This window comes from Peribacillus asahii, assembly GCF_003570725.1.
Taxonomy (GTDB): domain Bacteria; phylum Bacillota; class Bacilli; order Bacillales; family DSM-1321; genus Peribacillus; species Peribacillus asahii.
On the sequence record NZ_QWVS01000057.1, the window covers coordinates 1 to 9,946 of the forward strand.

Here is a 9,946-nt window from a genome sequence, read left to right on the forward strand (position 1 = left end):
GGTTCGGCAGTTCGAATCTGCCCCCCTCCACCATCTTATAAAATTATAGGAACTTCTCATTCATATATTGGGCTATAGCCAAGCGGTAAGGCAACGGATTTTGATTCCGTCATGCGAAGGTTCGAATCCTTCTAGCCCAGCCATCTTTTTAAAATTTCATATGGGGCCTTAGCTCAGCTGGGAGAGCGCCTGCCTTGCACGCAGGAGGTCAGCGGTTCGATCCCGCTAGGCTCCACCATTAACTACATAACACCATAATTTCGTCTTAAACTATATTAGTTTAAGACTTTTTTGCGTTTGTATCTTTATACATCAATTTGTTAAGTTGAACCATTTGTCTTTTCAGTTATAAAATGGAAGAGAGGGGGAGATGGGATGAATATAGGGAAAATATCATTAATCGGTGTTCCCATGGATCTTGGTCAAACACGAAGAGGGGTAGATATGGGGCCAAGTGCGATCCGATATGCTGGAATTGTTGAACGTTTTAAGAATCTGCAACTTGAGGTGGAAGACTTGGGGGATATTATCATTAGTCGCACTGCTAATAGAGCTCCTTCGCACTCTAAGTTGAAAAACTTACCGGTTGTTGCAGAGGTAAATCGATTATTAGCAGATAAAGTAGATGAAATTATGAAGAATCATTCATTTCCGCTTGTGTTGGGAGGGGATCATTCCATTGGTATCGGCACTTTGGCTGGGGTAGCAAAGCATTATCGAAATTTAGGTGTAATTTGGTTTGATGCCCATGGAGATTTAAATACAGAGGAAACTTCCCCTTCTGGTAATATACATGGAATGCCGCTAGCTGTTAGTATGGGGCTTGGTCATCCAGATTTAGTCAATATACAAGGGTATGCGCCTAAGGTTAAGCCAGAACATATTGTGATTATTGGCGCTCGATCGCTTGACGAAGGCGAGAAGAAGTTGATTAAGGAAAAAGGAATTAAAGTCTATACGATGCATGAAATTGACCGTTTAGGAATGGCCATGGTTATGGAGCAATGTATTACATATTTAAGGGAGCGAGTAGACGGAGTTCATTTATCTCTAGATTTAGATGCGCTAGACCCCGCAGATGCCCCAGGGGTAGGGACACCTGTTAATGGAGGGGTTAGTTATCGAGAAAGTCATTTAGCCATGGAGATGTTAGCAGAGTCTCAATTAGTTATGTCTGCAGAATTAGTTGAGGTAAATCCGATTCTAGATGAACGAAATAAAACGGCAGTACTTGCAGTCGCGTTGATGGGCTCACTGTTAGGAGAAAAGCTTTTATAAGTTAGTTTAAGAGGACAGTAACTTCCGAGTCATGAAGTTGCTGTTTTTTTATGTTTGTTCATTTGTATTTTATTGAACAGACTGGTAAAAACTTTGTTAAAATTAAAATGGGGAAATTTTTGAAACCTTTTAGCTTACGATTCGTACTTATCGTATAGCCGCATGAGCGGGGGTAGAAACAGGATGGAAGCACTTATAAAAAAAAGAATTAATCAAGTTCTAAAAGGGGATCAAAACGCATTTGGAGAAATTGTTGAACTATATAAGGATAAAGTTTTTCAACTTTGCTTTAGGATGCTGGGCAATAGGCATGAAGCAGAGGATTTAGCTCAAGAAGCGTTTGTGAGGGCCTTTGTAAATATCCATAGCTTTAAGATTAACATGAAATTTTCAACATGGTTATATCGAATTGCAACGAACCTCTGTATTGATCGACTTCGAAAGAAGAAGCCAGATTATCATTTAGATGCTGAAGTAGCTGGTACAGAGGGATTAAATATGTATTCGCAGATTGCTTCAGATACATTGAAGCCAGAAGAGGAAGTAGCATCCTTAGAGCTTCAAGAATCTATTCAGGAAGAAATTACAAAGTTGCCAGAAAAATATCGATCGGTTATCGTTTTGAAATATATTGAAGAACTATCATTGAAAGAAATTAGCGACATATTGGATTTACCAGTCGGTACAGTCAAAACGAGGATACATCGCGGTCGTGAAGCTTTGCGAAAACAACTGCGCCATTTTTAAAAAGAAGGTGAGTATTTTGAATTGCCATGAGGATATCATTGAATATATGCACGATTATTTAGATGAAGACATTACGTCAGAGCATCAAGAAATTTTACGGAATCATTTACAAACCTGTTCTGAATGTCGAGAGTATTTTCATGAGATGAAAAAGGCAGTTGCTCTCGTACAAAGCACGTCCCATATTAAAGCACCTGATGACTTTACAGCTAGAGTCATGGCCCAACTTCCTAAGGAGAAAAAACAAGTAGGGGCTAAGCGCTGGTTTAAGCAACATCCACTTTTAACAGCAGCGTCCTTGTTTGTTTTACTTATGACAGGTTCTGTTTTTTCGACTTATAATGAAGATCATCAATTCTCTGTATCGAAGCAGCCGAATTTAATTGTAGAAGGTGAAACGGTCATTGTTCCAGAGGGGAAGACCGTTGAGGGAGATATCGTTGTCCAAAATGGAGACATTCGTATTGAAGGTCAAGTGGATGGTGACGTGACTGTTATCAATGGTCAACAATATATGGCTGCAGCTGGGAATGTTACGGGGCAGATTCAAGAAATCAATCAAGTGTTTGAATGGCTATGGTTTAAGATAAAACATACAGTGAAGTCCATCGTGTACCCAGAAGCAGGAGAAAAGTCAGGTGAGGAGAACTAGGTAGGCAAATCTGCCTGAAGCTAGTGCTTCAGGCAGATTTGTCTTTTCCGATTGTATTAAATTTAGGATTATGATATGGAAAATGGTATACTAAAAAGGTTCGTGATATGTGTGCTTACATAGGTTAAATGTTTTATTGACTGGAGGAAATAATATGGCATTACCCGATTTAACATTTTGGGATTACGTAGTAAATTTATTAGATATTATCCTCGTTTGGTTTTTAATATATAAAATATTTAACATTATTCGCGGGACAAAGGCTGTTCAACTGTTAAAAGGGATTTTTGTTATTGTGGTTGTGCGCAGCTTGAGCAGTTTGCTTGGTTTAAATACGTTAGGGTGGTTAATGGAGCAGGTTATGACCTGGGGGGTTTTGGCTATCTTGATTATTTTCCAACCAGAATTAAGACGTGCTCTTGAACAGTTAGGACGAGGAAGCCTTTTTTCACGAAATAATATGCCAGAAGAGGATGAGCAAGAGCATTTGGTAGAAGAAATTGTGAAAGCTTCTGCCTATATGGCAAAAAGACGGATTGGAGCTTTAATTTCAATTGAAAGAGAGACTGGTTTAAGCGACTACATTGAAACAGGTATTCCGCTTGGATCGCATATTACGTCGGAATTATTGATTAATATATTTATTCCCAATACTCCGCTTCATGATGGTGCGGTAATCCTGCAAGATAATAGAGTGGCCGCAGCGGCTTGTTATTTGCCGTTATCGGAGAGTCCTTTTATTTCGAAAGAATTAGGCACACGTCATCGAGCGGCAATTGGGATTAGTGAAGTAACCGACTGTCTGACAATTGTTGTCTCGGAAGAAACCGGGAGTATTTCACTGACCAAAAATGGTGAGCTGTATCGTAATTTAGATCAGGATGCATTTAAAGAAATGCTGATAAATGAACTTGTATTAAATAAAGACAGGCTTACTTCCTCAGGAATCTTGAATTGGAGGGGGAAGAAGAATGGATAAACTTATGACGAATAAATGGTTTGTCAGAATCGCATCGTTTGTGATTGCTGTTTTACTGTTTATTTCAGCAAACTTTGAGTTGCAGTCTGATAAGAAGGCAATTGGTTTTTCAACTTCTCCTGATATCGACACGGTGACGATTGAGAATGTGCCAGTTGAAGTGTACTATGACATGGAGAACTTGGTGGTCAGCGGTATTCCTGATAGTGTTGATGTGACGTTGAAAGGGGCTAAAGCACTTGTTACAGCTGCGAAAAATCAACGTGATTTCAAAGTGTATGTCGATCTGTCTGACCCTAATATTACGATAGGAAGTCGAACTGTAACGTTTAAAATTAGTGACTTAAACGAAAAACTAGTGGCAACAATTGAGCCGGAGTATGTCGAAGCGAACATTCAAGAGAGGGTTACGAAAGAATTCCCAGTTGAAGCTGAATATGATCCCTCTGTGTTAGCCGATGGATATTCAGCAGAACCGCCGACTGTTAGTCCACAAACAGTAAAAGTTACAGGGGCTAAGGAAACAATCGAACAAATTTCTTATGTGAAAGCCATGATTGGTTTAAATAAAGATGTTAAAGAGACAGTAAACGGTAAAGCAACTGTTCGAGCATTAGACCGCAATTTGAATAATCTGGATGTCATTATTGAGCCAGCAAGTGTTAACGTTACTTTGCCGATTAGTATACCATCTAAGAAAGTTAAAATTAATGCTGTTCAAAAAGGGAAGGCCAAAGATGGAATTCGAATTAAGAGTTTATCAGTTAATCCAAAAGAAGTAACGGTATACGGAAAAGAAGAGGATCTAAAAAACATTAACAATATTAATGTAAATGTTGATATTTCAAAAGTGACCGGCGATACGGAATTAGAGGTCAAACTGCCACAGTCTGATGATGTGAAGAAAATGTCAGTAAGTACGGTTAAAGTGAAAGTTCAAACTGATCACGTAGTGGATGAAGATGAAGAAGAAAAAGAAAAAGAAGATCAGGATCAAGAACAAGAAGAACAAATAGAACAGCACAAAGAGGAACAAACTCAAACTCAGGAGCCACAGAAGCAGCAAGAAGAAGAACAAGAGGTATCGGTGGAATCTAAAAAGCTAACTAACCTCATAATTGGGATTACTGGGTTGGATGAGAATCAGGAAGTAGAGGTAGAACCTAAAACGACGGATATTACGCTGATGGGAGCTAGCCAAGACTTGAAGAATATAACAGTAAATGACATAGTCGTAACAGCGGATGTTAGTCAATTAACAGAAGGTAAGCACGATGTACCGTTATCTGTTAAAGTACCTGACAATGTGGAATGGGAACTCTCATCATCAACCGCAACGGTCTCCATTACTCAAAAGGAAGAAACATAGCCTACGCTTACAGGCGGTTATACAATAGAAACGATTCAAAAGAAGGAGCGATTTTACATGGGTAAATATTTTGGTACAGATGGAGTAAGGGGTGTGGCGAACAGCGAACTAACTCCTGAATTAGCATTTAAGCTAGGACGTTTTGGCGGGTATGTATTAACGAAGCATGCTGAGATTCCGAAAGTTTTAATCGGACGTGATACGCGTATTTCTGGCCATATGTTAGAAGGCGCACTGGTAGCAGGCTTATTATCTATTGGTGCCGAAGTAATGCGCTTAGGAGTCATTTCAACCCCTGGTGTGGCTTATTTAACAAAAGCATTAAGTGCTGAGGCAGGTGTCATGATTTCTGCTTCACATAACCCAGTTGCGGATAATGGAATTAAATTTTTCGGACCAGATGGGTTTAAGCTGACAGATGAGCAGGAAGCAGAAGTAGAAGCGCTGCTTGATTCAGAACAAGATGAGCTGCCACGTCCAGTTGGTGGAGATTTAGGCCATGTTAATGATTACTTCGAAGGTGGTCAAAAATACATTCAGTACTTAAAACAATCTGTGGATGAAGAGTTCACAGGTATTCATATTGCTTTGGATTGTGCTCACGGTGCGACATCTTCTCTTGCGACACATTTATTTGCCGATTTAGATGCAGATGTTTCGACAATGGGGGCTTCACCAAATGGTTTAAATATTAACGAAGGTGTCGGCTCAACGCATCCAGAAGCATTGGCTTCCTTTGTTCTTGAAAAAGGTGCGAATGTAGGATTGGCATTTGATGGTGATGGTGATCGCATTATCGCTGTTGATGAAAAAGGAAACATCGTGGATGGCGATCAAATTATGTATATTTGTGCCAAGTATTTAAAGGAACAAAATCGTTTAAAACATAACACAGTTGTTTCAACGGTAATGAGTAATCTTGGTTTCTATAAAGGATTAGAGGAACATGGTGTGAATAGCGCACAAACGGCTGTCGGAGATCGATACGTTGTGGAAGAAATGAAAAAGGGCGGCTACAATCTAGGGGGAGAACAATCTGGTCATATTATTTTCCTAGATTATAATACAACAGGAGATGGTTTATTAACTGGTTTACAACTTGTTAATATTATGAGTGAAACGAAGAAGCCATTATCTGAATTAGCTGGTGAAATGAAGAAGTATCCACAAACACTTGTGAATGTACGTGTGAGCGATAAACATGGTGTTACAGCGAACGAAAAAGTACAAGAAGTCATTCAAGAAGTGGAAGCGGAGATGAATGGAAACGGACGTATTTTAGTTCGACCATCAGGAACAGAGCCTCTTGTGCGCGTTATGGCAGAGGCCCCAACTTCTGAAGAATGTACACGCTATGTCAATCGAATTGTCGCTGTTGTACAAGCTGAAATGGGATTGACTGAATAAGAAAAATTTCACAAAGATATGTTTTAAAAATATGCATAACAGGCACAAGTTTGCCTTTTATGCATATTTTTATGTTATATGGTTCAAAAGAATCACGTTAAATCAAATTAGAGAGTATGGGAAAGGGATGCTCCTTAAGTCATTTTATGATGTGAAAAAGTAATATAAGATTGACCTTTTGTTTAGTTTTGTTTACGATATGCTTATCCTGTTTCCTATGCTTTCTAATATTTGTTAATTAAAAAGCGAGAGGAGGGGGGAAGGTAATAATATAATATAGTAGTTTTACAAGCGCCTGAACTAAGCCTGGACGAAACGATGGCTTAGTTGACGAGGGGGAGGTTTATCGAACAATCGGCGGATGCCTCCCGGTTGACTGTGCACAACCGTCGTAATTTTCACCTTAAAACAGCGGGGCAACTTGCTGCACAAAGGGTGGAAAATGCACAAACAGTGAAATTTAAAAAATAATGAGGTGAGGGGGGAAGTATGTACAGAGTCTGTCTGACGTCTGATACATGCTTACCTCCTCCAACCGGTTTGGAGGAACATCAATATGTGTGGAATCGTTGGCTATACTGGCCTTCAAGATGCGAAGGAGATTTTATTAAAAGGTTTAGAAAAGCTTGAATATCGTGGATATGATTCAGCAGGTATTGCTGTTAAAAATGAGGAAGGTGTAACCATTTTCAAGGAAAAAGGCCGTATTGCGGATTTGCGTGCTGAAGTGGATGAAGATGTGTCAGCACATACAGGAATTGGACATACGCGCTGGGCAACTCATGGTGTACCGAGTCAAGATAATGCGCATCCGCACCAAAGCGCATCAGGCCGATTTACACTTGTTCATAATGGAGTTATTGAGAACTATGCGATTTTAAAACGTGAGTATTTACAAGATGTAACGTTTAAAAGTGATACAGATACAGAAGTAATTGTTCAATTAATTGAGAGATTTGTAAACGAAGGAAGAGATGTTGAGGAAGCATTTCGCCATACATTAACCTTATTAAAAGGCTCTTACGCTCTAGCATTGTTAGATGCTGAGAATACTGAAGTCATCTATGTAGCGAAAAATAAAAGCCCATTATTAATTGGTGTAGGTGAAGACTTTAATGTAGTCGCTTCTGATGCAATGGCAATGTTGCAAGTAACTGATCAATTTTTAGAGCTAATGGATAAAGAAATGGTCATTGTAACGAAAGAAGATGTAACGATTAAAAACTTAAACAATGAAGAGGTTTCACGTGAACCCTATACAGCAGAGCTAGATGCGAGTGATATTGAAAAAGGAACATATCCGCACTATATGCTTAAAGAAATCGATGAACAGCCAGCTGTTATTCGTAAAATTATTCAAGCTTATCAAAATGAAAACGATGAGCTTATGATTGACTTCAATATTGCAGAAGCTGTGAGCGGAGCGGATCGCATCTATATCGTTGCTTGCGGAACGAGTTATCACGCTGGTTTAATTGGTAAACAGTTCATTGAAAAAATGGCGAAAATTCCAGTTGAAGTGCATGTGGCTTCGGAATTTACGTACAATATGCCGCTTTTATCAGAAAAACCGTTATTTATTTTCATTTCACAAAGTGGTGAAACGGCAGATAGCCGTGCTGTTCTTGTGGCAATTAAGGAGTTAGGCCATAAAGCTCTTACGATTACAAATGTACCAGGCTCTACGCTTTCACGTGAAGCGGACTTTACGTTACTTTTACATGCAGGTCCAGAAATTGCAGTAGCGTCTACAAAAGCCTATACAGCTCAAGTAGCAGTACTTGCTATCTTAGCTAATGTAGTGGCAAAGTTCCGCAATGAGAAGATTGACTTCGATCTTGTAAAAGAGCTTGGAATGGTCGCGACAGCTATGGTTGCTCTTTGTGATTCCAAGGAAGAAATGGAATCTATTGCTCGTGAATTCTTATCGGTGACACGTAACTGCTTCTTTATCGGCCGCTCTTTAGACTATTATGTAGGTTTAGAAGGGGCATTGAAGTTAAAAGAGATCTCATACATTCAAGCAGAAGGTTTTGCTGGCGGAGAATTAAAACATGGCACGATTGCATTAATCGAAGAAGGTACACCGGTTGTTGCGCTTGCAACGCAAGAAGGTGTGAACTTAAGCATTCGTGGAAACGTGAAAGAGGTTGCCGCTCGTGGTGCGAACCCATGTATTATTTCTATGAAGGGATTGGAAGAAGACGACGATCGTTTTGTCATTCCAAAAGTGCATGAGCTATTAACACCGCTTATTTCTGTGATCCCTCTCCAACTTATTGCATACTACGCAGCACTTCACCGTGAATGCGATGTGGATAAACCGCGTAATTTGGCGAAGAGTGTGACGGTTGAGTAATAGGAGTATGAGGTTGATTGTAGTTGTTGTGAATCGATAATACTACTTTACGTTAAATAAAAATAACGTTCTTTAAATAAAAAGAACATTCCAGAACCGAAGGTAAACTGAACCGCTTCAGCAGACCTTCGGTCTTTTTTTGAACGAAAAAGTAAGGAAAAAAGGTGAGAAAAGCGGGAACGTTATTATTCTTTAAGGCAGAGAAGAAGTAAGGTAAATCAAGGGTGGCTGATTTTTTAAAATTATCTTTCTTCTAAGGAGAAGTATTTTTTATTTCAAAGTTGGAATACTATCCTTGTATAAAGGATAGGGAGGATAATGAAAATGACATTAGTACCATACGATCCATTCAGACAACTTTCAAATATGAGCAGAGAATTTGACCGTTTCTTTTCAGACTTTCCAATTCGTTTTGATCATGAGCAGGGCCTGGGTAGTATCCGAGTAGATGTTCATGAAACGGAAAATGAAGTCGTGGCAACATGTGATATTCCTGGGCTTGAAAAGAAGGAAGATGTGGATATTGATATTGAAAATAATAGACTAAGCATTAGCGGTTCTATTAATCGTACTGATGAAGTCAAAGAGGAAAATATGTTTAGAAGAGAACGCTATGCAGGTCGTTTCCAAAGAATGATTACATTGCCAAGCCCAGTTTCACAGGAAGGGGTTAAAGCAACCTATAGAAATGGTGTACTTGAAGTAAGAATGCCGAAAATTGCGAAAGACACAAAGAAGAAAATAGATGTAGATTTCCATTAATGTGTTAGTCGGTGCAGAAAGTATCTTTTGTACAAGTTCATTAAGAGTTTGAATATAAGGGCTGAACAAGTTTGCTGTTCAGCCTTTATTGCATTATTTACTTTTTAGCAATGTATTAAAATTTTAAATTAAGTATTGATTTATATATATCAATATAGTATTATATAAAAACCGGCTAAGAAGTCCTGTTGATTTCTATGAATAGTCGTTGTATTAAAAAAACAATTTTATTTTCAATAATTGTTTAAGAAAAACATTCAAAAAACAATTGACGAATTGAAAATAAAAGCGTATAATTAATTATTGTCAGTAAGATAAACTAGTTCTTTGAAAACTAAACAAAACAGAAACGCCAACGTTAATTTTTTAAGTGAGCACACACTATTAAAAAAG

8 protein-coding genes and 2 tRNA genes are annotated in these 9,946 nt (G+C 38.7%); all 10 read left to right on the plus strand.

All coding sequences use genetic code 11. The features are described from left to right. The first annotated feature begins 68 nt into the window (after window positions 1–68). The 10 genes from D1953_RS19320 to D1953_RS19365 all read left to right on the plus strand — a co-directional run bounded on the left by D1953_RS19320 (window position 69) and on the right by D1953_RS19365 (window position 9,553). A tRNA-Gln gene (locus D1953_RS19320) sits at window positions 69–143 on the plus strand. 19 nt (window positions 144–162) lie between these two features. Next, window positions 163–238: transfer RNA gene (locus D1953_RS19325), tRNA-Ala, on the plus strand. A 137-nt stretch (window positions 239–375) separates the two neighbouring features. Next, on the plus strand, window positions 376–1,278 hold the full coding sequence (gene rocF, locus D1953_RS19330) for an arginase (RefSeq protein ID WP_119118784.1): 903 nt from the start codon (window positions 376–378) through the stop codon (window positions 1,276–1,278). Between the two features lie 183 nt (window positions 1,279–1,461). After that, complete coding sequence (gene sigW, locus D1953_RS19335; RefSeq protein WP_119118785.1) at window positions 1,462–2,025, plus strand: RNA polymerase sigma factor SigW; 564 nt, start codon at window positions 1,462–1,464, stop codon at window positions 2,023–2,025. A gap of 16 nt (window positions 2,026–2,041) precedes the next feature. Further along, complete coding sequence (locus D1953_RS19340) at window positions 2,042–2,677, plus strand: anti-sigma factor family protein (protein WP_119118786.1); 636 nt, start codon at window positions 2,042–2,044, stop codon at window positions 2,675–2,677. 154 nt (window positions 2,678–2,831) lie between these two features. Then, the gene (gene cdaA, locus D1953_RS19345; RefSeq protein WP_119118787.1) at window positions 2,832–3,656 is read left to right on the plus strand and encodes a diadenylate cyclase CdaA; all 825 of its coding nucleotides are present in this window, start codon (window positions 2,832–2,834) and stop codon (window positions 3,654–3,656) included. Then, window positions 3,649–5,025: a CdaR family protein gene (locus D1953_RS19350; RefSeq protein ID WP_119118788.1), complete on the plus strand. Its 1,377-nt coding sequence runs from the start codon at window positions 3,649–3,651 to the stop codon at window positions 5,023–5,025. Before cdaA ends, D1953_RS19350 begins: the two co-directional genes overlap by 8 nt. Before the next feature lie 57 nt (window positions 5,026–5,082). Continuing rightward, window positions 5,083–6,432: a phosphoglucosamine mutase gene (glmM, locus tag D1953_RS19355; RefSeq protein ID WP_119118789.1), complete on the plus strand. Its 1,350-nt coding sequence runs from the start codon at window positions 5,083–5,085 to the stop codon at window positions 6,430–6,432. Between the two features lie 556 nt (window positions 6,433–6,988). After that, on the plus strand, window positions 6,989–8,791 hold the full coding sequence (gene glmS, locus D1953_RS19360) for a glutamine--fructose-6-phosphate transaminase (isomerizing) (RefSeq protein WP_119118790.1): 1,803 nt from the start codon (window positions 6,989–6,991) through the stop codon (window positions 8,789–8,791). 324 nt (window positions 8,792–9,115) lie between these two features. Further along, window positions 9,116–9,553, plus strand: coding sequence for an Hsp20/alpha crystallin family protein (locus D1953_RS19365; RefSeq protein ID WP_119118791.1), 438 nt, complete (start codon window positions 9,116–9,118; stop codon window positions 9,551–9,553). Window positions 9,554–9,946 lie beyond the last annotated feature (393 nt).

Excerpts from the sequence above, each read along its gene's own strand:
- glmM (WP_119118789.1), top strand. The coding sequence starts at position 5,083 with ATGGGTAAATATTTTGGTACAGATGGAGTAAGGGGTGTGGCGAACAGC.
- cdaA (WP_119118787.1), top strand. The coding sequence starts at position 2,832 with ATGGCATTACCCGATTTAACATTTTGGGATTACGTAGTAAATTTATTA.
- rocF (WP_119118784.1), top strand. The coding sequence starts at position 376 with ATGAATATAGGGAAAATATCATTAATCGGTGTTCCCATGGATCTTGGT.
- D1953_RS19365 (WP_119118791.1), top strand. The coding sequence starts at position 9,116 with ATGACATTAGTACCATACGATCCATTCAGACAACTTTCAAATATGAGC.
- glmS (WP_119118790.1), top strand. The coding sequence starts at position 6,989 with ATGTGTGGAATCGTTGGCTATACTGGCCTTCAAGATGCGAAGGAGATT.
- sigW (WP_119118785.1), top strand. The coding sequence starts at position 1,462 with ATGGAAGCACTTATAAAAAAAAGAATTAATCAAGTTCTAAAAGGGGAT.
- D1953_RS19350 (WP_119118788.1), top strand. The coding sequence starts at position 3,649 with ATGGATAAACTTATGACGAATAAATGGTTTGTCAGAATCGCATCGTTT.